Consider the following 26,841-nt stretch of genomic DNA (forward strand, 5'->3'; position numbering starts at 1 on the left):
GGACGGCGTTAGCTCTGGGGCAGCTTCACGCGCATTCCCACCGACAGCAGCGAGTACGGAAAGGCCACGAAAGCTTCGTTGTAGTTGATGATGGGCGTGATTTGGTAGTCGACGAAGGGCGTGACTTGCATCCCCTCCGACCGCTGAACGCGGTAGCCCAAACTGAGCGACAGCGGTGCCTGCCAGTGGCCGCGGTGCTGCCGGGCGCTTTTGCGCCAGGTGCCGCTGCCGTCCTGCTCGTACACGGGGTTGCGGGGGTTGGCAAACGAGTACACCCGGCCCAGGCCCAGGGCCACGCCCGGCTCCAGCCGGCCCAGCAGCGTGGGGCGGTAGGCCAGCTGGGTGTTCACGGAGTACTGGTTGCCGTGCTCCCGGTGGTGCTGCACGCCCAGCTGCAGGGTTTGCAGCAGCGTCTGGCGCGAGTTGTAGGCGTAGCTGAGTTCAGCGGCTACGCCCAGGTTGCGCCGGCCCTGGCCCACATTGCGGAAAGGCAGGCCGTAGGCCTGGGAAGTCAGCTTCAGGCCCACCGTCAGGCGGTCGAGTAGCGGGGCCTGCGCCCGGGCTGACGCCGGCCCAAGCAGGGCGACGCCGAGGGCCAGCAGCATCAGCCGGCCCAAAGGAGAGAGTTGCATAATAGCGCAGCGGCAAGCCGGCCGCGCCCGGCGCGGCCTTGTGTGGGAGAGAAAAGAAGGAGATGCCGGCCGGCTAGTTGGCGTCGACCACCCGGCCCGAGCCCGTGGTTTGGGCCGCCACGGCGGGCGTCCCCTTGTAGTAGGCCGAGCCGCTACCGGTCAGTTTCGCCGTCAGGCGGGTAGCCACGCGCACGTAGCTGCGGCCCGAGCCGGTGGCCTCCAGGTCGGTGGTAGCGGTTTGCAGGCCGTAGCTCTGCAGCTCGCCCGAGCCCGTGAGCCGGGCGGTGTGCGCGTCGGCCGCGCCGCTCAGGCTGACCGAGCCCGAGCCGGTGATGCTGGTGGTCAGGTTCTGCACCTGGCCCAGCGCCAGCTCGATGCTGCCCGAGCCGGTGTCCTCTACCCGAAACGAGCTGGCATTCCAGGCCGCGGTGCTCAGAATGCGCCCGTTCGAGGAGAGTCGCGCCTCGGTGAGCGAGGGCACCGTCACGAACACCTTGATGGGCGTGTGGCTGCGCAGGTTGTAGCGCCCGGTTTCGATGCGCAGGCGCCCGCCGCTGGCCTCGGTTTCGAGCACGTCGAGGATGTTGCGCTGGGCTTCCACGCGCACTTCCTGCTGCGGGCCCTGGCTGATGGTGACCTCGGCGTCGGTGGCTACTTCCACGCGGCTGAAGCTGCCGGTGGTGCGGGTTTCGGTTACGCTGGGGCCTTCGCCGCGAATGGTGGCGTTGGGGCCGTCTTTGCTGCAGCCGACCAGGCTGAGCGAGCCGGCAGTCAGCAGCGCCAGAAGAAGATGGGTTTTCATAGCAGGTAGGATGAGGGAGTTGGGAACGGGAGAAGAAGCGTGGGGCCGGGTTGCTTCAGGGGGTGAAACGCCGCGTTGGCTGGTGCTGCCCGTGCCTTTGGTTGCCGACAGACGCGCAAGCAATCAGGTGGTTGCCCACCGCGCTGGCAAAGTTACCGGGCGCGGTAGCCGCGGCGCATCACACGTAGATGTGGCGGCGGGCCGAAACCTGGCACACCCGCGGCGGCCTTAGTTGGTGGCGCCTACCTGGCCGTGGCCGGAAGTATGCACCGACACCGCCGGCTGGCCGCGGTAGCTCACGTGGCCGTGGTCGCGGGCCGTGGCGTGCAGCTGGCCGCTAACCTGAATCTGCACCGAGGCGTGGTCGTCGACGTCGACAGCGGCCTGTTCGCTGCTGAGGTCAAAGGCCTGAACCGAGGCGTGGCCGTGGCCCGACACTTCCTGGCGGCGCGCGCGGCCGCTGAGCTTGAGGCTGGCGTGGTCCTTGACGGCCGTGAGCAGGTTGTCGACCTGGCCCAGCAGCAGTTCGGCCGTGCCGTGGTCTTTCACCCGCAGGCGGAAGGTGCCGGCGCTCCAAGCGCTGCTGCTGCGCACGGCGGCGTGGTCGCCCACTGCTATTTCCGAAAGCGCGGGCACCGTTACGAAGGCGCGCACCCGCTTGGTGTTTTTGCCGGCAATGGGGCGCGTGGTACGCAGCACCAGCTGGTCGCCACTGACGCGGGCCTCCACCACTTCGAGGACGTTGCGCTGGGCTTCGAGGCGCACTTCGGGCTGGTCGCCCTGGCTTATCACCACTTCGATGTGGTCCTTGACTTCGAGTCGGCTGAAATGATTGACGGCGCGGGTTTCGGTTTCGACGGGGCCCACGCCGCGTACCCAGGGGCCCAGTTCGCCTTTTTCGCAGCTGGAGAACAGGAGCGTGACCGTGATGAGACCGAGCAGGAGCAGGATGTTTTTCATAGCCGAAGCAGGTAGTTGAGGGAGTTGTTGGCGTTAAGACCCGCAACTCCGCGCCTACCCCCACGGCGCCGCGAAAAAAAACTGAGCGAAGCTTACAGCAGCCAGGAATACAGGCCGGTGAAGAAACCGCTGAGCTTGTCGCGCATGATGCGCAGGGCCTTGCCCATCTGGTTTTCCACCGTCTTGGGCGCCACGTCGAGGGCCTCGGCAATCTGCTGGTAGCTCAGGCCCTCCTGGCGGCTCATCAGAAACACGGCCCGGCACTGCGGCGGCAGGGCTTCGAGGGCGGCGGCCACGGCCTGCTCGGCCTCCTGGCCGTCGAGTTGCTCGGCGGTGGTGTCGCGGCCCGGCTCGGCCACGCCGGCCTCGTCCCAAGCTACCTGCCGCTTGCTGCGCTCCGCGTGGCGCAGGGCCGCGTTCATGGCGGCGCGGTACAGGTAGGCCTTGTAGCTGGTGCCGATGCTGAGCGTATCGCGGTTGGTCCACACGCGCATAAACACGTCCTGCAGCAGGTCTTCGGCCACGTCGCGGTCCTGCACCACCCGGAAAATCACGTTGGCCAGGGGCCGGTAGTAGCCCCGGAACAGCGCCTGCATGAAAGCTTCCCCATCGGTGCGCTGCAGCTCGGCCAGCCGGACTTCAAGCGCATCAAGGGTTTCGACTTCGGGCATGACGGCAGGGCAGGCGGGCGGCGGGGCACGGCCGCGTAGCGCGGCCGTGGCGCAAAGCTACGGCTCCCCGCAGAATATAGACCCACCCAACTATTATCCTATGCCTAACATATTCGGGTGATGACGCCCCGCCTACGCGGCAGCGGGCTCCTGGGGCGTCAGGTCGAGGGTGCGCAGTTTGTTGGCCTTCAGGGCCGTCACGCCCACCACCAGCAAAGTCATGCCCCCGCCGAACAGCACCGAGGGCACCACCCCCATCAGCCGGGCCATGGCTCCCGACTCGAACGAGCCGATTTCATTGCTCGAGCCGATAAAGATGTTGTTTACGGCCGACACGCGCCCCTTCATGTACTCGGGCGTGTAGGTGTGAATAAGGGTGGAGCGCACAATCACCGACACCGAATCGAACACGCCGGTGAAAAACAGCAGCAGCAAGGCCACCCAGAAGTTGCTCGACAAGGCAAAGCCGATGGTGGCCAGCCCGAAGCCGGCTACGGCCCACAGCAGGCGGCGCCCGGCGTGGCGGCGTAGTGGGAAGTAGGTCAGCAGCACGGCCATCAGCACCGAGCCCACGGCCGGCGCCGTGCGCAGCATGCCGAAGCCGTTGGGCCCCACCTTCAGAATCTCGTCGGCGAAGATGGGCAGCAGGGCCACGGCGCCCCCGAAGAGCACCGCGAACAAGTCGAGCGAGAGGGCCGCCAGCACAATCTGGTTGCGGAAGATGAACTGAATACCGGTGAGTACGCTTTCCTTCAAGCTCAGCGCCTCGCCCTCGCGCGCCGGCAGCGGCCGCCCCTTAATGGTGCTGAACAAGAGCAGCGACACCACCGTCAGGGCGAGGTCGACGCCATAGGCCGCGCTCAGGCCGGTGAGCGAGGCCCCGCCGATGCGCACCAGCGCCTGGGCCACAATCCAGCCCCCAATTACCGGCCCCAGCACCGACGAAGCCTGCCAGGTGGCGCTGTTCCAAGTAATGGCGTTGGCCAGCCGGGCGCGGTCGGGCAGCAGCTGGGGCATAAAGGAAAACAGCGCCGGCCCCAAAAAGCCCCGGGCAATGCCGCTCACGAAGATGACCGCGTAGATGGGCAGGGTGTGGTACTGGCTCAACAGCCAGCTGCCGCTGGGCCGGGTATACAGAAACAGCGCCATCGAGCAAAGCATAAACACCGACAGGGCCGTGACGATAATGCGCTTGCGGGGCATCGAGTCTGCCACGTGCCCGGCGTAGAGCGACACCACGATGCTGGGAATGGCTTCGGCCAGCCCGATGAGGCCCAGCGCCAGCGGGTCCTTGGTGAGCTGGTACATCTGCCAGCCCACTACCACGGCCTGCATCTGGGTGGCAATGACCAGACACACGCGGGCCGAAATCAGCCGGCGGAACTCGGGAATGCGCAGGGCGGCGTAGGGGTCGTGGGCGGCGGAAGCTCGGGCAGCGGTCATTGGCAGAAACTAAGGGCGCAAAAGTAGTAGCCCGGGGGGCCCGGCCCGCTACGCCCGCGGCCGGCCGGGAGTTCCGCCGCCGCCGTTCTTTCTTGCCGACCACGCCCGGGCAGCCCAACCGGAACGCCCGGGGTCGGGCCTGCGTAAGCACCACCGGCGGCGCCGCAGGCATTCCGGCGCGCCTCTCCGCTATGCGCCTGTGTTTGTTGCTGCTCCTGATGATGAGTTTACTGGCTGTTCCCGAGCTGAGCAGGGCCCAGTCGGCGCCGGCCTACGGTATTAAGGACGGGGCCTTTCGCCAGAACGGAACAATGATGCGCCTGCAAGGCGGGCAGGTCAGCCGGCTCACGGCACCCCTCACCCTCGACGACGGCTCCGTTATCAACCCCAATGGCCTGCTGGTGAAAAAGGACGGCACCCGCCAGCATCTGCCCGAGGGCCGGGCCGTGAACCTGCAGGGCGTGGTAGTGGGTCTGCGCGACGACATGCAGGCCGCCCAGGCCATTGAGCAGCGCGACCGGCAGGTGACCGGGGCTACCGAAACGCGCATCGTGGTGCCGGGCCGGCCCGGCGCGGCGGCTTCGGCCGCGCAGCTCCGGCAGCTCGAGCAGCTGGAAAAGCGTCTGGCCCTGCTGCTGCAGCTCACCGACCGCCTCGCCGCCCGGGCTACCCAGGCCCTGGGCCCCGCTCCCACCGCCTACGACGAGCAGCTGCGCGCCCTCGACGCCCAGCTGCCGCGGTAACTGCCCCGACACGTTGCCTTATTTACTAGACCCCGCTGGCCTCGCCGCCGCGGGGTCTTTTTCGCGCTGCACCCGTGCAACCAATGCTTTAGACTGACAATCAACCAAATAACTCACTTAAACCCACTGTCAATACTGCTTTTGGCAGCAGTTACTGTTCAGCTGTGAAAAAAAATACCGCCGAAGCGCAATGGTATATTGCACGGATGGGGTCATAATTCTACATTTGGAACAAGCACCTCTTCTTCTCCCCGACGCTTACGTCTTAAATTTTCACCGGCAGCTGCATACTATGGCCTAAAGCTCTACGTTCCCTTAACCGTACAGCCTTTATGGAACCCATGCAGCCGAGCGACTCCGCGTTGATTTCGCTCTACATTGCCGGCAAAGAAGAAGCCTTCGCCTTGTTGCTCGATCGGCACAAACGCCGCGTATTCACCACCATCATGCTGATTGTGAAGGATACGGTGGTGGCCGAAGATCTGCTGCAGGATGCGTTCGTGAAAGCCGTGCACACCATGAAAAGCGGTCGGTACAACGAGGAGGGAAAGTTTTCGTCGTGGATCTGCCGCATTGCTCACAACCTGGCCATCGATTATTTCCGCCGCCAAAAGCGCAATCCGCAGCTCAACCTCGACGCCACGGGCCACGCCTTCAATTCGCTCGCGCACGCCGAGGAAGGAATTGATGCAACCCTGACCCGCGACGAAACCCACGCCCGCCTTCGGGAGTTGATACAGGAGTTGCCGGCCGCGCAAAAGGAGGTACTGATCATGCGTCACTACGGCGACATGAGCTTCCAGGAAATTGCCGACGCGACGGGGGTGAGCATCAATACGGCCCTGGGCCGTATGCGCTACGCGCTCATCAACCTGCGGAAGAAAATGGCCGCGCAACCTGTTTTCTATGATCAAAACCTTTACCCACGAGACGCTGCTCCGGTATGTGTACAACGAATTGCCAGCTAAGCAGCAGCGGGAAGTAGAGCAGGCCCTGCTGCACGACGCCGAGCTGGCCGCGCGCTGCGCCGACTTGCTGCTGGCCCAGCGCTGCCTCGACGGCCTGCAGGATGCCCCCAACGACCAGGCCACGCAGAACATTCTTCAGTACTCGCGCACGTTCATGCGCGCCAGCTAAACCGCACGTGCCCGTAGCTTCCATGCCCCGGGCCGAGCGGTTTCGCCGCTTTCTGGCCTACTTCACTACCCACTTTCCCGAGCCCGAAACCGAGCTGCACTACCGCAGCCCCTACGAGCTATTGGTGGCAGTGGTGCTCAGCGCGCAGTGCACCGACAAGCGCGTCAACCAGATTACTCCCGCGCTATTCGAGCAGTTCCCCACGCCGGCCCACTTGGCCGCGGCGTCGGTGGAAGACGTGTTTGCGCTCATTCGTAGCGTGTCGTACCCCAACAACAAGGCCAAGCACCTGGCCGGGCTGGGCCGGATGCTGATGGCCGATTTCGGCGGCGAAGTCCCCAGTACCCTGGAGGAGCTGCAGCGCCTGCCCGGCGTGGGCCGCAAAACGGCCAACGTCATCGTGTCGGTGGTGTACAACCAGCCCGCCATGGCGGTGGATACGCACGTTTTCCGCGTAGCACACCGTCTGGGGCTGGTGCCGCGCACGGCCACTACCCCGCTGGCAGTGGAAAAAGCCCTGGTCAGGTACATTCCCGAAGCCCTTATTCCCAAGGCCCACCACTGGCTGATTCTGCACGGCCGCTACATCTGCGTGGCCCGCCGGCCCAAATGTGAGCAGTGCCCGCTCACCGACTTCTGCAAGTACTACCACGACAAGGTGCGCCCCGGGCTGGAGCCCATCGTGGCCCCAATTTAGCTGGCCGCCCGCTCCAGAATCTGCTGCACCGCAGCGGCAAGCTGCTGTCGGTCGAACTGCTCCCGGGCGACCTGCCGGCCGCGCTGCCCGGCGGCAGCTAATTCAGCGGCATCATTGAGGGCGGCCCCCAGCGTCCGGGCCAAAGCCGGGGCGTCTTCGGGCGGGGCAAACCAGCCGCAGCGGTGCTGCTCGACAAAATGTTTGGTCCAGCCGCCGTTGGTTACCACCACGGGCGTGCCGACGGCCAGGCTGTCGTAGAACTTGGCGGGCGAGTTGGCATCGAGCACGGGCAACCCCAGAAACGGCGCCACCGACACCTCGGCCAGCCGGAACCAGGCAAATACCGCGTGGCGGGGCTGCGGCTCAATTAATCGGATGAAAGAGTGCTGCGCGGCCGCCTGTTGCAGCAGCTGGTCGTGGTAGCCGTGGCCCAGAAAACACCACACCACATCGGGGTGCGTTTCGGCCAGTTGTTTGGCCGCTTCCACCAGCGTTGGAATGCTGTTGGCCCGGCCGAAGGTACCGGCGTACAGCACTACCCGCCGGTCCTGCAGCCCTTCGCGTTGGCGCAAAGCCTGCACTTGCTCATCGGTTGCCCGCGCGGCCAGATCGAGGTCGGTGCCGTTGAGCACGGTGGTTACTTTGCTCTCGGGTACTCCCTGCTGCTGCACGTAGGCGGTCATGTCGGGCGAGAGGGGCACGATGTGGCGGGCCGAGCGGTAGAGGCTGCGCTCCAGGGCGTAGAGCTGGCGCTGAGCCAGGCCGTTGGGCACGGCGCCCATGGCAATGGGAAACGCCGGCCACAGATCCTGCACCTCGAACACCCAGGGTACCCGCCGCAGCCGGGCAACCTGGGCGGCGGCCCAGGCGGCCGTCAGTGGCGTGCTGATGCCCCAGATAACGTCGGGCCGGTCGATGCGCAGACCTTCCCAGAGCGCGTAGGCCGCGTACTGCCCAAACGACCAGCCCCGCCGCGCCACGCCCATGCGGTTGTGGTAGGGCACCCGGGCGGCCCGCATTTCCACGCCTGCGGGCAGCCACGGAAACTGCTGGGTGAGCCGCTGCGGCGCCCAGGTATCGGTGCTGATGAGCGTAACCCGGTGCTGCCGGGCAATGTGGGTCAGCAGCGAGTAGTGCCGACTGGTAGCCGGGCAGTCGGGGTTGGTGTGGTACTGACTGAAAACGGCAATGTGCACAAACGGTGAATCGGTGGTTCGGTGAAGGAGTGAGTTGAGCAGCGGTGGATGAGCTGTAAAATCACTATCCACTCACTCGCTCATTCACTTCCGCGGGCGGTAGCGCGACTCGCTCAGAATGCGCTGGGCATCGGTGGTGGCCATCAGCTGGGGCAGCGTCACGTTGGGATGCTCGGCCATGTACTTGCGCACAATCTGCCAGCCCACCCACTGGCCCACCCGGCCCGGGCAGGTTTTATCGATTTCGGGCACGTTGGGGCGCTCGGCCACGTACTTCTGAATCAGGAAGGGCGAGGTGCTGTAGAGCAGGTTTTTCTCCAGCAGGTGTCCCCAGATCTTGGCTTCGTTGAAGTTGACGTTCTGCAGGTCCTTGGCCGGGAAGCCAATGAGCAGGGAATCGTCGGTGCAGGGCAACACCTTTTCGGCGAAGTACAGGGCCTTGCCGTGCTGAATCATTTCGGCCAGCATCGAGGTGCTGGTCAGCTGCTTCTTGTTGTACTTGCTCGACACGGCCAGGGCGGTGGTGGGCAGCACGTACTCCGCGCGGTAGCGGCGCAGAATGTAGTTGGGCACGTTGGGCCGGTACTTGGCCCGGGGCCCCACGAAAAAGTCGGTGCTGATGACCAGCAGACTGTCGTTGATGAACAAGTCCTGGCTCAGCCCGCTCACGAAGGTCTTGACCTGCGGCACCCGGAAATCGGGGAAGTGGTAGCGCACGTGCTGAAACATCTGCTGCAGGTTGCCGCGCCAGCGGGTGGTGTCGCTGAAGGTGCTGTCGGCCTGGCGGCTGAGTTCCTGCAGGCCGGGGTTGGTGGCCAGCCGGGCCAGGGTTTGCTGCAGAATGGGGTCGGGCACCTGCCCGCGCTGCAGGAAGTAGCGGCTGAACAAACGGTTCTGGTCGAGAAAGCGGCGGGCGTCGTCGGGGGTACGAATCTGGAAAAACGACTTTTCCAGGCGCTCCAGTCGCACCGGCGCTTCCACCCGCGCCACCTCGGGCGCCAACTCGCACCGGGCGTTGTCGGAGCTGCAGCTTGCCAGCAGCAGGACGACGATGGGCAGGGTACTTAACCAGGGGCGCAAACGCAGGGACATGTGTCGGGAGGGCTTCTATATTTGAGGCGAAATTAGCCAAAACCCGGACCTCGCCGGGCCGGCGGCTCGTATGAACGCCCAACGACACCGTTGCGTGTCATCCCTCCCATGAAAAAAGCCTTACTCGCGCTGCCGCTGCTGCTGGCGGGCATCGTTACCTCGGCCTCGGCCCAGGTTGAAATCGGTTTGAAAGTGTCACCCAGCATTGCCAGCCTGCGCGTGGATGCGCCCGGCAGCCTGGGTTTCGCCTCCGACGGCAGCAAGCTGGGCATCGGCGGCGGCGTCATCGTCGACTACTTCTTCGGCCAGAACTACGCCTTCAGCAGCGGGCTGCTGCTCACCAGCAAGGGCGGCAAAATCAACTACCTCGACCAGACCGCACCCAACGACCCCACCCAGGTGCGTCGCAGCCAGGAAATCAGCTTGCAGTACCTGGAAATTCCGGTGACGGTGAAGCTGTTCACCAACGACGTTGCCACCGACACCAAGTTGTACTTCCAGGTGGGCGGCACCGTAAACGCCGCCGTAGCCGGCCGCATCAACAGCAGCAAGTACTACACCGACCCGGCTACGGCCACCGAGCTGAAAGCCTCCAAGCACTTCATCATCCCCGACGCGGCCCTGCTGGCCGGCCTGGGCGTGGAGTACCAGCTGGGCCAGAGCACCCGCGTGTTTGCCGGCCTCTCCTACCACCGCGGGCTGTTCAACATCGACCGGTACTTCGAGAAGGAGCGCAGCAACATGAAGGGCGTGACGCTGAAAAACAACGAGTTGGCCCTCGACTTCGGCCTCAAGTTCTAGCCTGAGCAGCGGCTTTGAACAGCAGAAGCCCGGCAGTCAGCTGACTGCCGGGCTTCTGCTGTTCAAAGCCGCTGCTCAGGCTAGAACTTGAGGCCGAAGTCGAGGGCCAACTCGTTGTTTTTCAGCGTCACGCCCTTCATGTTGCTGCGCTCCTTCTCGAAGTACCGGTCGATGTTGAACAGCCCGCGGTGGTAGGAGAGGCCGGCAAACACGCGGGTGCTCTGGCCCAGCTGGTACNCGGCTGTGCAGCTCGATGTCTTCGCCGCGCTCGTCCTGAATGCGGTAGTCGGTGAGGCCCAGCGAAGTGTCCTTCACCACCTTCACCCACTTGTAGTACTTCAGGTACCACTTCATCTGCTTGCTCACCAGGCCTTTGGTGTAGTAGGCGTGCAGGAAGGGATGTACGTGCAGGGTCAGGCCCGAGTGGTTCTGGTTCACGAGCAGGTCGGCAATGCTGGTGTCGATTTCGTCGGTGACGAGGATGGACGCCGTGATTTTGCCGGTGCCGCCGCAGGTGGGGCACACCTCGGTGGTAATGATGTTCTGCTCGGGGCGCACACGCTGCCGGGTAATCTGCAGCAGGCCGAACTTGGTGATGGGCAGGATGGTGAACTTGGCGCGGTCCTGCGCCATGATGTTGTACACCGTGTCCTCCACCTTCTTGCGGCTGTCGCCCGAGCGCATATCGATGAAGTCGACCACCACGATGCCGCCCATGTCGCGCAGGCGCAGCTGGCGGGCCACTTCCTTGGCGGCGGCCAGGTTCACCATCAGGGCGGTGGCTTCCTGGTCGCTTTGCTGGTTGCTTTTGTTGCCCGAGTTCACGTCGATGACGTGCAGGGCCTCGGTGTGCTCGATGACGAGGTAGCCGCCGCCGGGCACGGTCACGGTTTTGCCGAAGAGGGTTTTGAGCTGCTTTTCGATGTCGAACTGCTCAAACACCTTGGTCTTACCGGTGTAGAACTTCAGCAGGTCGGGCTTGTCGGGCGCAATCTGCTGCAGGTACGTTTTCAGCTCGTCGTACATGGCCTGCGAGTCGACGTGGATGGCGTCGAACGACTCGTTGAGCATGTCGCGGATCATGGACGAGGTACGGCCCAGCTCGCCCAGCACCTTGTCGTTGGGCTTGGCCGTGCGCAGGTTCTGGTAGAGCCGCTCCCACATGCCCACCATGTTCTGCATGTCGCGGTCGAGCTCGGCCACGTCGCGGCCCTCGGCCACGGTGCGGATAATCACGCCGAAACCGTCGGGCTTGATGGAGGCAATGAGGCGCTTCAGCCGGTCGCGCTCGGTGCGGCTGACGATTTTCTTCGACACCGAGATGGTGTCGGAAAACGGCATGAGCACCAGGTAGCGGCCGGCCATGGAGAGGTCGGAGGAAAGGCGCGGGCCCTTGGTGGAAATCGGCTCTTTCACGATTTGCACCAGCAGCTGCTGCCCTTTCTTGAGCACGTCGGCCATCTTGCCGACTTTTTCCAGCGCGGCTTCGCGGGGGAAGCCCTTCAGGTGAGCTACCGGCGCCTTGCCGGTGTGCACCAGGCGCGTCCACTTGGCCAGCGTCTGGAATTGCTCTCCCAGGTCGCCGTAATGCAGAAAGGCGTCCTTCTGATAACCGATATCAATAAACGCGGCGTTCAGGCCGGGCATCACCTTCTTGACGGTGCCCAGAAAGATGTCGCCCACCGCGTAGTTGGTGTCGTTGCGGTCGAAGTGGTATTCGATCAACCGCTTGTCCTGCAGCAGGGCAATCCGCTCGCCTTCCTGAGTAGAATTAATGATTAATTCGTTACTCAATGGAGTTCGGGGTTAGCCGGCCGTCCGGGAGTAGCCTTGCCGTTGCCCGCAAAAACCAAGAAGGGAAGCCAGCACCGGTCAGGTACCAGCTTCCCCTACTGATGGTCCACGGGGAAAACGCAACGAAAGCCACGCCCAGGAGTCGGCGGGGTGAAACATGGGGCGCGCCGCCGGCTTAGAGCCAGCCCAGCGCCCAGCAAACCCCCGCGGGCTTACTTCTTCTTGTGACGGTTTTTGCGCAGGCGCTTTTTCCGCTTGTGAGTGGCAATCTTATGACGCTTTCTCTTTTTACCGCAGGGCATGAGTTGTGAGGTTTGGGTTGATGAATGAGGTTTCAAAACCACTGCTCAGGCCGGCCTTGCGGACCGGCCCAACCAGTGGGGTTACTGCAATTTCTGGAGTTCTTCGTTTACCGAGGTCAGCAGGCCGGGGTCGGAGCTGAGGCTCTTGGTTTTCTGGAAAGCCTGCTTGGCCTTTTCCTTCTGCCCATCCTGCGCCAGCGCCACGCCCAGGTAAAACTGCCCGGTGACGTTCTTGGGGTTCACCCTCACCAGCTCCTGAAAGCGGTCCACGGCTTTGTCGGCCTGGTTGCTTTGCAGGGCCAGAATGCCCAGGTTGTAGAGGGCCTTCTCGTTGCGGGGGTCGGTGGCCAGCACCTCGCGCAGCATGGTGATGCCCGCCACGGGGTTGGGGCCCGCCATCAGGGCCATACCCAGGTTGGTTTTGGCGTCGAGGTTCTGCGGGTTTTCGTTCAGCACCTTTTCGTACAAGCCCTGGGCTTTGCCGCCCAGCATCTTGGCCCGCTCCTCGGTAGCCGCGAAGCTGTAGGCCTCGAAGTACTGATCGGCGGCGCGCTTCCAGGCCTGCTCGCCGGGGCGGGCCTGGGCTACCTGCTCGTAGTAATAGCCGGCACTGTCGAAGCGCTGCACCTGCTGGTACTGCTTGGCCAGGTCGGTGGCCAGGCTCAGGCGGCCGGCGCCCTCGGCGGCCCGGTAGCGGGCCAGTAGGGCGTTCAGCTCCTTGCGCTGCTCGGCCGAAGCCTGGGTGTGGGGTTGCTGGGCGGTGGCGCCGCCACTGGCCGGCACCGGTCCCGACGAAGCCTCGGCCTTGGAGCCGGCCGTCGCGGGTCCGCCGCCGTCGCGGTTGGCGGTGCGGGCCGCATCCTGGGCCAGTTCACCCTTGCCTTCCTTGGGCTTCACCACGCCCTTCGGCAGCAGAAACAGGTACGCTACCAGCCCGGCGGCCAGTACCAATACCAGAAGTTGCGGAACGAAGGAAGAGCGGCGAGCGGCCATGCGGGAGAGAAAAAGGCGGCCGCCGGGCGGCTGTTGGAAAACAGACCCGCTCGGCGGCGGCCGGCAATGTTACGAAGAACGCAGCGTTTTCAGGAACCGGGAGCCGAACTAGGCTTGCACCAGCTCTTTTACCTTCTTGCTGTTCTTGATCTTGCTGATGAAGGTTTTCGACGGCTTGAAGCTCGGGATGTAGTGCTCGTCGATGATGATGGAGGTGTTTTTCGAAATGTTGCGGGCTACTTTCCGGGCGCGTTTCTTGTTGACGAAGCTACCGAAGCCTCGCACGTAGATGTTGTTGCCGCTGGCCATCGAATCCTTCACCACTTTGAAGAAAGCCTCTACGGTTGCTGACACGTCGGTTTTCTCAATGCCGGTCTTTTCGGCGATTTCGGCAATTACTTCTGCTTTGGTCACTGTGCTAGGAACCTGAAAGTGTGAAAAAGAAAGGCAAAAAATGCTTGTAAAAACCCGTAAGCCCTTGCCCGGTAGGCATTTCGGGCCACAAAGGTAGTCCCGTTTTTTGGTTTTACAAACCCAATTGCCAAATACCAAGACCGGCGCATAGCCGAGGCAATATATTCAAAATCAACAGGTTGACCAACACTCTCCCCGCTCCGTCCCATCCATTCTTTGCCCAAGCCCTTTTGGATTGGTACCCGCGGCACCGCCGCGACCTGCCCTGGCGCCACACCCGCGACCCGTACGCCATCTGGCTGTCGGAAATCATTCTGCAGCAAACCCGCGTGCAGCAGGGACTTCCCTACTACCAGAAGTTTCTGGCGGCTTACCCCACGGTGCACGATCTGGCCGCCGCCCCCGAGCAGGAAGTGCTGCGCCTGTGGCAGGGCCTGGGCTACTACTCGCGGGCCCGCAACCTGCGCCACACCGCCCAGCAGGTAGTCGATGAGTACGGCGGCGTATTTCCGGGCTCCTACGCCGGGCTGCTGAAGCTGCGCGGCATCGGGCCCTACACGGCGGCGGCCATAGCCTCGTTTGCCTACGACGAGCGGGTGGGCGTGGTCGACGGCAACGTGTACCGGGTGCTGGCTCGGGTGTTTGGCATCAGCGCCGACGTGGCCACGCCGGCCGCCCGCCGCGAGTTTCAGTTACTGGCCGACCAGCTGATTTCGGTGGAGCAGCCCGCCGAGTACAACCAAGCCATCATGGAGTTCGGGGCCATTCAGTGCACGCCCGCCAACCCCGACTGCCTGTTTTGCCCGCTGCGCGAGCAATGCTTCGCGTTTCAGCACGGTCTGGTCCGCCAGCTGCCGGTCAAAACCAAGGCCAAAGCCGCCCGCACCCGCTATTTCCAGTATTTCGTGCTGCGCCACGCCGATACCGTTTACCTGCGCCGGCGGGCCGACAAGGACATCTGGCACAGCCTCTACGACTTCTGGCTCCGTGAAACCCCGCAGGCCGAACTGGCCCCGCAGCAGGTGCTGGCCGAAGCCGAGCGGCTGGGCAGCCGGATTGCAGCCAACCGCGTGGCCGAGCCGGCGGCCGCTATGCGCCACGCCCTCAGTCACCAGAAAGTGGAAGCCCGGTTTCACGAACTGTGGCTGGACCAGCCGCTGCCCGATCAGGCGCTTGAACAAACTGGTCTTCAGGCATTTACCTCAGCTCAGATCGAGCAATTGCCCAAGCCCGTCATCATCTCAAATTTTCTCGCTCGGCAAGGCATTATTTAAGCTAAAACGCTTGGAAATGTGCCTCTTTATTTAGTTATTGTAGTAAGCTAAACCAGTAGCTATTTCTTTCACCCTCAACCATTCAACCCCATGTCGAGCGTTAACAAAGTCATTCTCGTGGGCAACCTGGGCACCGACCCGGAAGTGCGGCACCTGGAAAGCGGCAGCGCCGTGGCCCAGTTCCGTTTGGCTACCAACGAAACCTACAAAGACAAAAGCGGCAACCGCGTCGAGCGCACCGAGTGGCACAACATTGTGGCCTGGCGCGGCTTGGCCGAAGTAGCCGAGAAGTACATGCGCAAGGGCCAGTCGGTGTACGTGGAGGGCAAGATTCGCACCCGTCAGTACCAGGACAAGGACAACCAGACGCGCTACGTTACTGAAATCGTAGCCGACGAAATTACCATGCTCGGCGGCGGCCGCGGGCCGGGCGAGGGCGCCAACGGCCACGCCCAGCAGCCCGCTCAGGCCGCCGACAAGGCCACCGCGGCCGAGCAGAAGACCTTCCGCCAGCAGCCCGAAATGGACGAACTTCCCTTCTAAACCCGGCGTTTGCCCCAGTAAGCCTCGCCCCGGTTGCTTTGCGGCCGGGGCGTTTTGCATCCCGGCGGCAAAGCCGGGCCCTACATGCCGGGCTCAATGGCTACTTTTGACTTCTGATCTGTTTACCGATGCGCTTTATTTTTCGCCGCTGCCTACCGGTGTTTGCTGCCGGCCTGCTGTTGACGGGCTGCTCGGGCGGCCCCGACGACTACACGCCCAAGCCGAAGGGCTTCAACCGCATCGACCTGCCGCCCCACGCCTACCAGCCGCTGGGCCCGGGCCACCCCTACTCCTTCGAGTATTCGCGCCACGCCCGCATCCTGCCCGATTCTTCCTACCTGGCGCAGCCACACTGGATCAACGTGTACTACCCGCAGTTTAAGGCCAGCGTGCAGATTACCTATTCAGACATCCGCCGCAACCCCGCGCTGTTTGCCAAAATGATGGAGGACGCGCGCAAGCTGACCAGCAAGCACCAGATCAAGGCCACCGCCATCGAGGAGTCGATGATGAAAACCCCGGGCGGGCTGAACGTGGCCGTGTTCGAGCTCAGCGGCGACGTGCCCAGCCAGTTTCAGTTCTACACCACCGACTCGACCCGGCACTTTTTCCGCGGCGCGCTGTACTTCCGCACCGCGGTGGCCAACGACTCGCTGGCCCCGGTGATTGACTACGTCAAACAGGACATCGTCAAGCTGGTCAATACGCTGAAGTATCAATGAACAATCATCAATGATCAATGAACAATGAGTAGCCATAGCCGCCTCCGCGGCCAATTACTCATTGTTCATTGATCATTGCTCATTGAATCGATGAGTAGCTTTTTCAACACCAAAGTCGAGAGTCTGCGGGGCATGGACACCCGCCGCGCCGACGTGCTGCGCAAGGAGCTGAACATCCACTCCTACGGCGACCTGATTCAGCACTATCCCTTCCGCTACCTCGACCGTACCCAGATTTACCACGCCGTTGACCTGCACGACGACCTGCCCATGGTGCAGGTGAAGGGCACGGTGCGCACCAAGGAACTACTCGGCGAAGGCCACAAGCAGCGCCTCATTGCCCAGCTCCACGACGAGAGCGGCACGGTGGAGCTGGTGTGGTTCAAGGGCGTGAAGTGGTTCGAGAAATTCGTGAAGAACCACCAGGAGTACGTGGCCTTCGGCAAGCCGGCCCTCTTCAACGGCAAGCCGCAGATGGTGCACCCCGAACTGGAAGAAGTGTCGGAGCAGAAGCCCGGGGCCTCGTTTCTGCAGCCGGTGTACTCCAGCACCGACAAGCTGCGCAACTTCCACCTCGACAGCAAGGGCCTGAGCCGGCTGATGGGCAGTTTGCTGAAGCTGGCCGCGCCGCACATCACCGAAACCCTTTCGCCGGCGCTGCTGCAGCGCTACGCCCTCATGCCCAAGGCCGAGGCCATGCAGCAGATTCACTTTCCGCAGAGCACCGAGCTGCTGCAGGCCGCCCGCTTCCGGCTGAAGTTTGAGGAGCTGTTTTACATTCAGCTTAAGCTGCTGCGCCAACGCACCCAGCGCAAGGTGGAGCTGGCTGGCCAGATTTTCGACAAGGTGCCCACCCTGGTGCACTTCTACAAAAACGTGCTGCCCTTCGACCTGACGGGGGCCCAGAAGCGCGTTATCCACGACATCTATAAGGACTTCTGCGCTGGCAAGCAGATGAACCGCCTGCTGCAGGGCGACGTGGGCTCGGGCAAAACCATCGTGGCCTTCATTGCCATGCTCATGGCCGCCGACAACGGTGCGCAGAGCTGCCTGATGGCCCCCACCGAAATTCTGGCTGACCAGCACTACATCGGCTTGAAACAGTTTGCCGATCTGCTAGGCCTGAAAATCGGCAAGCTCACCGGCTCGACGCGCACAGCCGAGCGGCGGGTGCTGCACGAGCAGCTGCGCGCGGGCGAGATGCACATGCTCGTGGGCACCCACGCCCTGCTCGAAGACGTGGTGCAGTTCCGCAACCTGGGCCTGACCATCATGGACGAGCAGCACCGCTTCGGCGTGGCCCAACGCTCCAAGCTCTGGCAGAAAAACCCCCACGTGATTCCCCACGTGCTGGTGATGACGGCCACCCCCATTCCGCGCACCCTGGCCATGACGCTCTACGGCGACCTGGACGTGTCGGTAATTGACGAGCTGCCCGCCGGCCGCAAGCCCATCGTTACGGTGCACCGCTTCGACGCCAACCGCCTGAAGGTGTTCGAGTTCATGCGCCAGCAGATTCGCGAAGGGCGGCAGGTGTACGTGGTATACCCACTCATTGAGGAAAGCGAGGCCATGGCCGATTACAAGGATCTGATGGACGGCTACGAGAGCGTGACGCGGGCCTTCCCCGAATACCAGGTCAGCATCGTGCACGGGCGTATGAGCGCCGCCGAGAAGGACGCCGAGATGCAGCGCTTTCTGCAGCGCCAGACCCAGATTATGGTGGCCACTACGGTGATTGAGGTGGGCGTGAACGTGCCCAATGCCTCGGTGATGGTGATTGAATCGGCCGAACGGTTTGGGCTTTCGCAGCTGCACCAGTTGCGCGGGCGCGTGGGCCGCGGCGCCGACCAGAGCTACTGCGTGCTGATGACCGGCTACAAGCTCAGCAAGGATTCGCGCACCCGCCTCGAAACCATGGTGCGCACCAACAACGGGTTTGAAATTGCCGACATCGACCTGAAGCTACGCGGTCCGGGCGACCTGATGGGCACCCAGCAAAGCGGTCTGCTCGATTTGCTGATTGCCGACCTGGCCAAGGACGGCCGCATTCTGACCGAGTCGCGGGCGGCGGCGCAGGAGCTGCTTAACGAAGACCCGCTGCTGGCCCAGCCCGAGAATGGCAACATCCGGCGGCACATCGAGTCGTTGCCCAGCACCACCGTGAACTGGAGCCGCATCAGCTGAGCCGAACGGGCAAAAAAAAACGACTCTGAAAGGAGTCGTCCGGAAGCTAGTTGACGCTTACCGCAGATCGTTCCGGGCGACCCTGCCCGGGAGCAGCGTTGGGATTTACCAAGTTCACCTGGCGGGCAAAAAACGTCTGAACTGATTCAGCCGGGCGGAGCGCCGACTGGTTGAGGGCCGTGGGGAGGGCGCCGGGCTGTTTGGCCAGCTTACCCACAATGACGAGTGCGAGGAGCAGGATGAACTTTAGCAACGACTTCATAAGGAGAAACACTTGGTGGAAAGTAGCGGGCCCGGGCCTCGCAAGAATCAAGCCAATCAGACAGAAAGCCCGGCTAGCTTTCCAATTCTTCTCGGTGGCGGCGCAGCATCGGCAGTGGCGCTTACCGACGACAGCAAACTAACACGATTTGCTGAGTCCACAAAGTTATGAGTTATATCCAAGCAGCAATTTCTACCGAGCTTGGCTACTTCTCACCCCAAAGTAAACGGCTGCCAGCAGCTTGAGTGACGCTGAGGCCGTTATCAAACCGTGAACAAATCGTGAGTGGCCGGCTGCCAGCGGGGCGTTTACGGCGGCCGGGCGAAGAATGATACCTTTGAGAAAGACTTTTTTGGGGCCTCGTGCCCCGGCGGCTTTCTAACTGCTTTACCCTGTGCGGCTTTCTTTTTTTCCCTTTCCGGGTCTGCTGCTGGCGCTCTGCCTGAGCCTGGGCACCTCGTCGGCCCACGCCCAGCGTGTGCGCTCCACGGCTTTCAGCTACGTGCCCGAGCACACCGAAGACCCCTACAACCAGCGGGTGCGCGTCAAAACCCTGGCCCTGCCCGGCGGCAAGGACTTCCTGATTCTGAGCCACCGCTCGGCCAGCGAGTATGCCGTGGAGCGCTACGACGCCGACCTAAAAAAAGTGTGGGCGGCGGCCGTGCCCGTTGCGGCGGGGGAAAGCCTCGAAGCCTTTGCCCGCAACGACCAGCAGGCCCTGGTAGTAGTCCACCACAAGGATGAAACGGGTCAGCACCTGCGCATCCAGCCCATCGACCTGAAAAGCGGGCAGAAGCTTCCGGCCAAGAAAGTGGCTGAGGGTGGTCCGCGCGAGCGGCGCCCCGGCGTGAGCATCTCCCCCGACGGCACCCAGTTGGTGGCCTGGCGCTACGTTACCCGCGAAGAGCATATCAAGTCGCTCACGGCGGCGCACTACGACCGGCAGCTCGCCAAGCTCAAAGACCGGGTGTACGACTTCCGCGACCTGGGCGCTTTCTTCTCCCCTACCGTGCACGTGGCCAACGATGGCACCCAGTACGTGGCCCTGATCGGCGACGACAACCAGAAGCTGACCGTGCGCCGCTACCGCGACCAGGAGCCGGACGTGAAGGTGATGTCGGTGGCCGTGGGCGGCACCTTCGGCGGCAAAAAGGTAACGGCCCGCGACACTTTCTGGCGCCTGCTCGACGGCCAGACCCTGTACGCAGCCACCATCTGCGCCGACTACAACAGCGGTGACTACTACAGCCTGAAGCTGGTCAAGTTCGACTTCGCCGCCGCCGACATGAAGTTCGCGCCCGAGTTCAAGTTCACGCCCGAATACCTGGCCGAAGTCAACAAGGCCACCGGCGGTAGCGCCAAGCGCCTCGACGACGTGTACATCTCCGACGTGCTGCGCACCGACGACCAGAACGTGGTCGTCATTGCCGAGAAGAAGGCCGAGGAAGGCGAAAACGCGCCGGTGCGCGCCAAGGAGCTGCACCTGTTCGGCTACAACGAGTTTCAGTCGCCTACCTGGCACAGCATCGTGGCCAAAAACCAGGTGGCCCCGGCCGCCGAGAGTTTTACCGGTATTGGCTACCGCGCCGCGGCGCTGGGCAACGATGTGCACCTGGTAACGCTGGAAACGCTCAATAACAAGACCGACCTGTTCGGCCGCCGCGTGGGCGCGCTGATGGGCGTGGTATCGGCCCCCAAGGCCCTGGGCCTGAACGTGGCCAGCAACCAGCCGCTGTCCTACGTGAAGGACTTCACCGCCTGGCTCGACGACAAGACCATGATTGTGGTAACGCGCCCCAGCAAGAAGTCGGCGGCGCTGCAGCTTAACAAGCTCACGTTTAAGTAAGCCCGCCGCCGTAGCCGCCGCCTCGCGTCCCCGGACCGGCTTCGTACCCTGCCGCGCAGCCCTACGGCATGGCATCGGGCTCTTTTGAGTCGCGCGTGCCGGCGCTTGGGTAGAAGCGCCGGGACGTTTCGGCCAACTTGTAGTAATGTCATGAGAAAAAGACTGCGGTCTTTCTCCCAAAAGACTGCAGTCTTTTCGGGGAAAGACCGCAGTCTTTTGGTGAAGACGTCCTAACGTCCGGGATGAAATGACCTATCGTTTTGGCTAAAACGATAGGTCGTTTTCTGCAAGACGACAGCACGAGCTGTCACTACCCTGCCAGTCGGGGCCGCGTGGCATGCGCGGAGCTGGACCGAAACGATGGGTCAGGCTGGCGGAACTTCTCCGGGAAGCGCCGCCCGGCGCGGCGGTCAGGGCAGTGGCTGGCCCGGGCGGGGCGGCAGCCTTGACCGCGCCGAGGGAGGCACCGGAAGCTTTGGCTGCCCCGCAGCGCGCCAGGCTGGATGGGCCCATAACACAAGAACCGCCGCCCCAATACAGGAGCGGCGGTTCTGTTTTCCCCCATCGGGAAGTATAACCGGCCGTTTCCCCGCGGCCGGTTATGGCGTTGTGTACCGGGTTAGTACACGAAGTCGTTGGCCTCGATCAGCGTCTTGGCGATGCGGCGACGGGCGTCTTTCACGTTGAACAGGTCGGCTTTAGTGAAGCGCTTCAGGCCCATGGCCAGCAGGCGCTGCTCGTCCCCCTCGCTCATCGAAGCAATGGCGTCCTTGCCGGCCTTGGTCACTTGGTCGATGGTGTCGGCCAGGTACACGCGGGCAATGTCGATCTGCGTGGCCAGGGCTTCTTCGCCCTGGGCGGCTGCTTCCTTCTCCACGCGCAGCAGGGTGCTTTCGGCGGTGTACACCTTGATGGCCATGTCGGCGATGTTCATCAGCACTTCCTGCTCCTTGGCGAGCGAGTTCATGTACTTCTGCACAGCCGTACCGGCTACCATCAGAATGGCCTTCTTGAGCTTGGCTACGGTTTGCTTCTCAGCCGCAAACAGGCCGGTTGCTTCCTCGCCGCCAAAGTCCGGAATGGCCATCAGCTCGTTCTGCACCGCCTGGGCCGGGCCCATCAAATCCAGCTCGCCGTTCATGGCCTTCTTCAGGATCATGTCCACGGCCAGCATGCGGTTGATTTCGTTGGTGCCCTCGAAGATGCGGTTGATGCGCGAGTCGCGGTAGGCGCGGTCCATGGGGTAGTCGGCCGAGAAGCCGTAGCCGCCATACACCTGCACGCCCTCGTCCACCACGTAGTCGAGCACTTCCGAGCCTTCTACCTTCAGAATGGCGCACTCCACGGCAAACTCGCGGGCAGCGCCCAGCAGGGCTTCGCTGTGGCTCTTGCCCGAGGCCAGCAGCTCCTGCTCCTTGCGGTAGATGTCCATGCCGGCACGGTAGATGGCCGATTCGGCGGCGTAGATGCGCACGGCCTGCTGGGCCAGCTTGTGCTGAATGGCACCGAACTTGGAGATGGGCAGCTTGAACTGCACCCGCTCGTTGGCGTACTTCACGCTCAGCGAAGCGGCCATTTTGGAAGCGCCCAGGCAGGCGGCAGCCAGCTTGATGCGGCCGATATTCAGGATGTTGAAGGCAATCAGGTGGCCCTTGCCAATCTCGCCCAGCACGTTTTCCTTCGGCACTTTGCAGTCCGACAGGAACACCTGGCGCGTGGAAGAGCCCTTGATGCCCATCTTGTGCTCCTCGTTGCCGAGGCTCAGGCCGGGGGTGTTTTTCTCCACGATAAAGCCGGTGAACTTCTCGCCGTCAATCTTGGCGAAGACCACGAACACATCGGCAAAGCCGCCGTTGGTAATCCACATTTTCTGGCCGTTCAGCACGTAGTGCTGGCCGTCTTCGGTGAGTACCGCCTTGGTTTTGGCGCCCAGCGCGTCGGAGCCCGAGCCGGGCTCGGTGAGGCAGTAGGCCCCCATCAGCTCACCCGAGGTGAGGCCGGGCAGGTACTTGGCTTTCTGCTCCTCGTTGCCGAAGTACAGAATGGGCAGCATGGCAATGCCGGTGTGGGCCGCAAAGGCTACCGGAAACGAATGGCCGCCACCCACGCCCTCGGTTACCCGCAGCGACGTGTTGAAGTCCATGTCGAGCCCGCCGTACTGCTCGGGAATGCTCACGCCGAACAAGCCCAGCTGACCGGCTTTCTCCATCAGCCCGCGCATCAGGCCTTCCTCGTGGTTGTCGAGGCGCTCCAGCAGCGGGTGCACTTCCTTGGCCACGAAGTCCAGGGCCGTTTCGTGCATCATGCGCTGCTCCTCCGAAAACTCGGCGGGCGTGAATACGTCTTGAGCGTCGGTTTCCTTGATGATGAACTCGCCGCCCTTGGGGATTTTGTTGGTTACTTCCATGGCCGTGGTGGGAAATTGAGGGGTCAAAAGTGTTCGGCTTGCCGACTATATCGAGCCGGCAAGGGCCGGCGACTGTGCGTACCGAAAGGTAATAAAAAATGTTAGGCGTGCCGACTATTTTTCGAAAAAGAAACCCCGAAAAGCCGGGGTTTCTGTCGGTTACCTTCATCAGAACAGCAAGATATTGGCTTGCGTTCTGAAAGTCAGCGGGTTTTTGCGGGCTACTTCAGCAGCTCGTAGATGCCGGCTACGCCCTGGCCGCCGCCCACGCAGGCGGTTACCATGCCGTACTTCTTGCCAGTGCGGCGCAGCTCGTCGAACAGCTGAATCGAGAGCTTGGCGCCCGAGCAGCCCAGCGGGTGGCCGAGGGCAATGGCGCCGCCGTTCACGTTGAGCTTCTCCGGGTCGATGCCCAGCTCGCGCACTACGGCAATAGACTGCGAGGCAAAGGCCTCGTTCAGCTCGATCAGGTCGATGTCGTCGAGCTTCATGCCGGCCTGCTTCAGCGCCTTCGGCACGGCCTTGATGGGGCCCATGCCCATGATGCGCGGGTCCACACCTTCAGCGGCGTAGTTGATCATGCGGGCTACCGGCTCCAGGTTCAGCTCTTTCACCATGCGCTCCGACATCACGATAACGAACGCCGCGCCGTCGGAGGTTTGGGACGAGTTGCCGGCCGTGACGGTGCCGTTCTGGGCGAACACCGGGCGCAGCTTGCCCAGAGCTTCTACCGAGGTATCGGCGCGGGGACCTTCGTCGGTATCCACCACGTAGGAGCGGGTTTTCTTCTTGCCGCTGGCCTGGTCGAGGTAGGTTTCCTCCACCGTAATCGGCACAATCTGGCTTTTGAAGCGGCCTTCCTGAATGGCACGGATGGCTTTCTGGTGCGAGTTGTAGCTGAACTCGTCCTGCTCCTGGCGCGTGATGCCGTAGTCGTTGGCCACGGCTTCGGCCGTGAGGCCCATGCCCAGGTAGTAGTCGGGGTGCTTTACCGAAAGGTTGTAGTTCGGCACCGTCTTCCACCCCACGGTGGGCACCAGGCTCATGCTTTCGGTACCACCCGCAATGATGCAGTCGGCCATACCGGCCTTGATCTTGCCCACGGCCATGGCAATGGTTTCCACGCCCGAGCCGCAGTAGCGGTTCACGATGAGGCCGGGTACGTTGATGGGCAGCGCCAGCAGCGAAATCAGGCGGCCCATCTGCAGGCCCTGCTCAGCCTCGGGTACGGCGTTGCCCACCAGCACGTCGTCGACGCGGGCAGGGTCCAGGGCCGGCACCTCTTTCATGAGGTGCTTAATTACCTCGGCGGCCAGGTCGTCGGGGCGGGTGAAGCGGAAACCACCGCGGGGCGCTTTGCCCACGGCCGTGCGGTAACCAGCTACGATATATGCTTCCATCTTGAAGTTGTCGGTTTGAAGTTGTCAGTTGTCAGGGAGGTTGCTAGCTGCCAGTTGCCGACTTAAGGTCTAACAACTGACAACCAACAACTGCTAACTACTAGTTGCGCAAGGGCTTGCCGGTGGTCAGAATGCTCTGAATGCGCTCCAGCGTTTTCCGCTCGCCGGTCAGGCTCAGGAAGGCTTCGCGCTCCAAATCCAGCAGGTACTGCTCGCTCACTTCCGTGGCTGCCGACAGGTCGCCGCCGCACATCACGTAGGCCAGCTTGTTGGCAATCTTCAGGTCGTGGTCGGAAATGTAGTTGCCCGAGCGCATAGCGTGCACGCCGGTCATGAACATGCCCAGGGCGCCGCGGCCGTGCACCTTGATGTTGGTTTTCTGGGTGGGCTGGGTGTAGCCGGCTTCCGACAGCTCGATGGCGGCGGCTTTGGCAGCCGCAATGGCGCGGTTGCCGTTTACCACCACTTCGTCGCCGCGGCGCAGGAAGCCCAGGTCGAAGGCCTCCTGGGCGGAGGTCGACACCTTGGCCATCGAAATGGTCATGAAGGTGTTGCGCAGCAGGTTGTACTCCGGCTCGCCCTCTTCGTACTTGGCGGCCGTGCGCAGCACCATTTCCTTGGTGCCGCCGCCGGCCGGAATCAGGCCCACGCCAAATTCCACCAGGCCCATGTAGGTTTCGGCCGCGGCCACCACCTTATCAGCGTGCAGGTTCAGTTCGCAGCCGCCGCCCAGCGCCAGGCCGTGCGGCACGCCTATCACCGGAATGCTGGAGTAGCGCATGCGCATCATGGCGTTCTGGAACTGCCGGATCATCATGTTAATCTCGTCGTACTCCTGGTCCAGGGCGTACATGTACACCAGACCCAGGTTGGCACCGGCCGAGAAGTTGGCGGCGTCGTTGCCGACTACCAAGCCGCGGTAGCCCTGTTCGGCCAAATCCACGCCTTTCAGCAGGCCCTGAATTACGTCGGAGCCCAGCGTGTTCATTTTGCTGTGGAACTCCACGTTCAGGATACCGTCGCCGAGGTCGAGCACCGAGGCGCCGGCGTTTTTCCACAGCACCTTGCCCGAAGCGCGCAGGTTGTCGAGGATGATGAAGTTCTCGACGCCCGGAATCGGCTGGTAGCTCTTCGATTCCACGTCGTAGAACTGCTTCACGCCCTGTTCGCTCACCTTGTAGAAGGCGGTGTGGCCGGCGGCCAGCATTTCCGTTACCCAGGGGGCAATCTGCTTGCCTTCGGCTTGGGCCAGCTCCACACCCTTTTGTACGCCCAAGGCGTCCCAGGTTTCAAACGGCCCCATTTCCCAGCCGAAACCGGCGCGCAGGGCATCGTCGATTTTGTAGAGCGCGTCGGTAATTTCCGGAATGCGGTTCGAGACGTAGGCAAACAAACTGCCGAAGCTCTTGCGGTAGAACTCGGCGGCTTTGTCTTTGCCGGCTACCAGCACCTTGAAGCGGTCGGCCAGCTTTTCAATGGGCTTGGTGGCTTCCAGGGTGGCAAACTTCACCTTCTGGCCGGGCTTGTACTCCAGCGTATTCAGATCGAGGGCCTGAATTTCGGACCTGCCGCCCGCGCCCTTCACTTTCTTGTAGAAGCCCTGGCCGGTTTTGTCGCCCAGCCATTTGTTTTCGCCCATCTGCTTGAGGAAGCCCGGCAGCTGGAACGCGTCCTTGGCTTCGTCGTGGGGCAGGTTCTGAGCCAGACCGTTGGCCACGTTCATGAGCGTATCGAGGCCCACCACGTCGGAGGTGCGGAAGGTGGCCGACTTGGCGTGGCCGATAACCGGCCCAGTGAGCTTATCCACTTCTTCCACCGTGAGGCCCAGCTGCTGCATGATCTGCAGCACGTCCATGATGGCAAACACGCCCACGCGGTTGGCAATGAAGGCCGGCGTGTCTTTGGCCAGTACCGTGGTTTTACCTAGGTACAGGTCGCCGTAGTGCATCAGAAAATCCACCACCGACTGGTCCGTATCGGGCGTCGGAATGATTTCCAGCAGCTTCAGGTAGCGCGGCGGGTTGAAGAAGTGCGTGCCGCAGAAGTGCTTTTTGAAATCCTCCGAGCGGCCTTCCGTCATCAGATGAATCGGAATGCCGCTGGTGTTGGAGGTAATGAGCGTGCCGGGCTTGCGGTACTGCTCCACGCGCTCGAACAGGCTTTTCTTGATATCGAGGCGCTCCACCACTACCTCAATGATCCAGTCGCAGCCGGCAATGTCCTTAAGGTTGTCGTCGAAGTTGCCGGTCTTGATGCGGGCGGCGTCCTGCTTGCGGTACAGCGGCGAGGGGTTGGCCTTTACCGCCGCGTCGAGCGAGCTGTTCACGATGCGGTTGCGCACCTGCGGCGAGTCGAGCTTGAGGCCCTTTTTCTCTTCGTCGGGCGTGAGTTCCTTCGGGGCAATGTCGAGCAGCAGCACCTGCACGCCGACGTTGGCGAAGTGGGCCGCAATGCGCGAGCCCATCACACCCGAGCCCAGTACGGCTACTTTCTTGATGGTTCGATTCATTCTCAGGGAATGGA

Annotated in this window: 24 protein-coding genes; 10 read left to right on the forward strand and 14 right to left on the reverse strand. The window is 62.8% G+C overall.

Annotated features, from left to right (window positions below; genetic code table 11):
• Positions 1 to 8 precede the first annotated feature (8 nt).
• The 5 genes from ACE191_RS11545 to ACE191_RS11565 all read right to left on the reverse strand — a co-directional run bounded on the left by ACE191_RS11545 (position 9) and on the right by ACE191_RS11565 (position 4,508).
• Entirely contained in the window at positions 9 to 632 is a 624-nt protein-coding gene (locus tag ACE191_RS11545; protein ID WP_400192380.1) for a hypothetical protein, read from the reverse strand.
• A 73-nt stretch (positions 633 to 705) separates the two neighbouring features.
• A complete protein-coding gene (locus tag ACE191_RS11550; RefSeq protein ID WP_400192381.1) occupies positions 706 to 1,434 on the reverse strand; it encodes a head GIN domain-containing protein in 729 nt (242 codons plus the stop codon).
• A 228-nt stretch (positions 1,435 to 1,662) separates the two neighbouring features.
• Entirely contained in the window at positions 1,663 to 2,394 is a 732-nt protein-coding gene (locus tag ACE191_RS11555; RefSeq protein ID WP_400192382.1) for a head GIN domain-containing protein, read from the reverse strand.
• Positions 2,395 to 2,486: 92 nt separating this feature from the next.
• Positions 2,487 to 3,065, reverse strand: a complete 579-nt coding sequence (locus tag ACE191_RS11560) for an RNA polymerase sigma-70 factor (protein ID WP_400192383.1) — start codon at positions 3,063 to 3,065, stop codon at positions 2,487 to 2,489.
• Positions 3,066 to 3,197: 132 nt separating this feature from the next.
• A complete protein-coding gene (locus ACE191_RS11565; RefSeq protein WP_400192384.1) occupies positions 3,198 to 4,508 on the reverse strand; it encodes an MFS transporter in 1,311 nt (436 codons plus the stop codon).
• 191 nt (positions 4,509 to 4,699) lie between these two features.
• Here ACE191_RS11565 and ACE191_RS11570 point away from each other — a divergent pair, with 191 nt between their 5' ends.
• The 4 genes from ACE191_RS11570 (at position 4,700) to nth (ending at position 7,085) form a co-directional block, all read left to right on the forward strand.
• Positions 4,700 to 5,251 carry a DUF6799 domain-containing protein gene (locus ACE191_RS11570; RefSeq protein ID WP_400192385.1) on the forward strand — a complete coding sequence of 184 codons (552 nt, stop codon included), beginning with the start codon at positions 4,700 to 4,702 and terminating at the stop codon, positions 5,249 to 5,251.
• 332 nt (positions 5,252 to 5,583) lie between these two features.
• A complete protein-coding gene (locus tag ACE191_RS11575) occupies positions 5,584 to 6,219 on the forward strand; it encodes an RNA polymerase sigma factor (RefSeq protein ID WP_400192386.1) in 636 nt (211 codons plus the stop codon).
• The gene (locus ACE191_RS11580; RefSeq protein WP_400192387.1) at positions 6,158 to 6,388 is read left to right on the forward strand and encodes a hypothetical protein; all 231 of its coding nucleotides are present in this window, start codon (positions 6,158 to 6,160) and stop codon (positions 6,386 to 6,388) included. The genes ACE191_RS11575 and ACE191_RS11580 overlap by 62 nt, the downstream gene beginning before the upstream one ends.
• A gap of 22 nt (positions 6,389 to 6,410) precedes the next feature.
• Positions 6,411 to 7,085: an endonuclease III gene (nth, locus tag ACE191_RS11585; protein WP_400193408.1), complete on the forward strand. Its 675-nt coding sequence runs from the start codon at positions 6,411 to 6,413 to the stop codon at positions 7,083 to 7,085.
• Here the strand turns inward: nth and ACE191_RS11590 are convergent.
• Positions 7,082 to 8,281, reverse strand: coding sequence for a glycosyltransferase family 4 protein (locus tag ACE191_RS11590; RefSeq protein ID WP_400192388.1), 1,200 nt, complete (start codon positions 8,279 to 8,281; stop codon positions 7,082 to 7,084). The two genes, nth and ACE191_RS11590, sit on opposite strands and share 4 nt — an antisense overlap.
• Positions 8,282 to 8,365: 84 nt before the next feature.
• A complete protein-coding gene (gene gldB / locus ACE191_RS11595; protein WP_400192389.1) occupies positions 8,366 to 9,373 on the reverse strand; it encodes a gliding motility lipoprotein GldB in 1,008 nt (335 codons plus the stop codon).
• A 108-nt stretch (positions 9,374 to 9,481) separates the two neighbouring features.
• Here gldB and ACE191_RS11600 point away from each other — a divergent pair, with 108 nt between their 5' ends.
• The gene (locus tag ACE191_RS11600; RefSeq protein ID WP_400192390.1) at positions 9,482 to 10,174 is read left to right on the forward strand and encodes a porin family protein; all 693 of its coding nucleotides are present in this window, start codon (positions 9,482 to 9,484) and stop codon (positions 10,172 to 10,174) included.
• Between the two features lie 75 nt (positions 10,175 to 10,249).
• Here the strand turns inward: ACE191_RS11600 and ACE191_RS11605 are convergent, their stop codons facing one another.
• From ACE191_RS11605 to ACE191_RS11615, 3 genes are all read right to left on the reverse strand, one after another.
• Positions 10,250 to 11,968 carry a ribonuclease E/G gene (locus ACE191_RS11605; RefSeq protein WP_400192391.1) on the reverse strand — a complete coding sequence of 573 codons (1,719 nt, stop codon included), beginning with the start codon at positions 11,966 to 11,968 and terminating at the stop codon, positions 10,250 to 10,252.
• Positions 11,969 to 12,351: 383 nt separating this feature from the next.
• Complete coding sequence (locus tag ACE191_RS11610; protein ID WP_400192392.1) at positions 12,352 to 13,263, reverse strand: tetratricopeptide repeat protein; 912 nt, start codon at positions 13,261 to 13,263, stop codon at positions 12,352 to 12,354.
• 108 nt (positions 13,264 to 13,371) lie between these two features.
• Complete coding sequence (locus tag ACE191_RS11615; protein ID WP_400193409.1) at positions 13,372 to 13,719, reverse strand: HU family DNA-binding protein; 348 nt, start codon at positions 13,717 to 13,719, stop codon at positions 13,372 to 13,374.
• A 188-nt stretch (positions 13,720 to 13,907) separates the two neighbouring features.
• Here ACE191_RS11615 and mutY point away from each other — a divergent pair, with 188 nt between their 5' ends.
• From mutY to recG, 4 genes are all read left to right on the forward strand, one after another.
• Complete coding sequence (mutY, locus tag ACE191_RS11620; RefSeq protein WP_400192393.1) at positions 13,908 to 14,951, forward strand: A/G-specific adenine glycosylase; 1,044 nt, start codon at positions 13,908 to 13,910, stop codon at positions 14,949 to 14,951.
• 90 nt (positions 14,952 to 15,041) lie between these two features.
• Positions 15,042 to 15,494 (forward strand): single-stranded DNA-binding protein, encoded by a 453-nt coding sequence (locus ACE191_RS11625; RefSeq protein WP_400192394.1) that lies wholly within the window; start codon positions 15,042 to 15,044, stop codon positions 15,492 to 15,494.
• 128 nt (positions 15,495 to 15,622) lie between these two features.
• Entirely contained in the window at positions 15,623 to 16,216 is a 594-nt protein-coding gene (gene gldD, locus ACE191_RS11630) for a gliding motility lipoprotein GldD (protein WP_400192395.1), read from the forward strand.
• Positions 16,217 to 16,306: 90 nt separating this feature from the next.
• Complete coding sequence (gene recG, locus ACE191_RS11635) at positions 16,307 to 18,403, forward strand: ATP-dependent DNA helicase RecG (protein ID WP_400192396.1); 2,097 nt, start codon at positions 16,307 to 16,309, stop codon at positions 18,401 to 18,403.
• 46 nt (positions 18,404 to 18,449) lie between these two features.
• Here recG and ACE191_RS11640 read toward each other — a convergent pair whose 3' ends face one another.
• Positions 18,450 to 18,665: a hypothetical protein gene (locus ACE191_RS11640; RefSeq protein ID WP_400192397.1), complete on the reverse strand. Its 216-nt coding sequence runs from the start codon at positions 18,663 to 18,665 to the stop codon at positions 18,450 to 18,452.
• Positions 18,666 to 19,059: 394 nt separating this feature from the next.
• Here ACE191_RS11640 and ACE191_RS11645 point away from each other — a divergent pair, with 394 nt between their 5' ends.
• Positions 19,060 to 20,511 (forward strand): hypothetical protein, encoded by a 1,452-nt coding sequence (locus ACE191_RS11645; protein WP_400192398.1) that lies wholly within the window; start codon positions 19,060 to 19,062, stop codon positions 20,509 to 20,511.
• A gap of 619 nt (positions 20,512 to 21,130) precedes the next feature.
• On the opposite strand, the gene ACE191_RS11650 is transcribed toward ACE191_RS11645, so the two are convergent.
• From ACE191_RS11650 to ACE191_RS11660, 3 genes are all read right to left on the reverse strand, one after another.
• On the reverse strand, positions 21,131 to 22,918 hold the full coding sequence (locus ACE191_RS11650) for an acyl-CoA dehydrogenase family protein (protein WP_400192399.1): 1,788 nt from the start codon (positions 22,916 to 22,918) through the stop codon (positions 21,131 to 21,133).
• A 221-nt stretch (positions 22,919 to 23,139) separates the two neighbouring features.
• Positions 23,140 to 24,318: a thiolase family protein gene (locus tag ACE191_RS11655; protein ID WP_400192400.1), complete on the reverse strand. Its 1,179-nt coding sequence runs from the start codon at positions 24,316 to 24,318 to the stop codon at positions 23,140 to 23,142.
• A 100-nt stretch (positions 24,319 to 24,418) separates the two neighbouring features.
• Positions 24,419 to 26,827 carry a 3-hydroxyacyl-CoA dehydrogenase NAD-binding domain-containing protein gene (locus ACE191_RS11660; protein WP_400192401.1) on the reverse strand — a complete coding sequence of 803 codons (2,409 nt, stop codon included), beginning with the start codon at positions 26,825 to 26,827 and terminating at the stop codon, positions 24,419 to 24,421.
• Between the last annotated feature and the right edge of the window lie 14 nt (positions 26,828 to 26,841).

Origin of the sequence: Hymenobacter sp. B81 (genome assembly GCF_044628455.1) — a bacterium.
Taxonomy (GTDB): Bacteria; Bacteroidota; Bacteroidia; order Cytophagales; family Hymenobacteraceae; genus Solirubrum.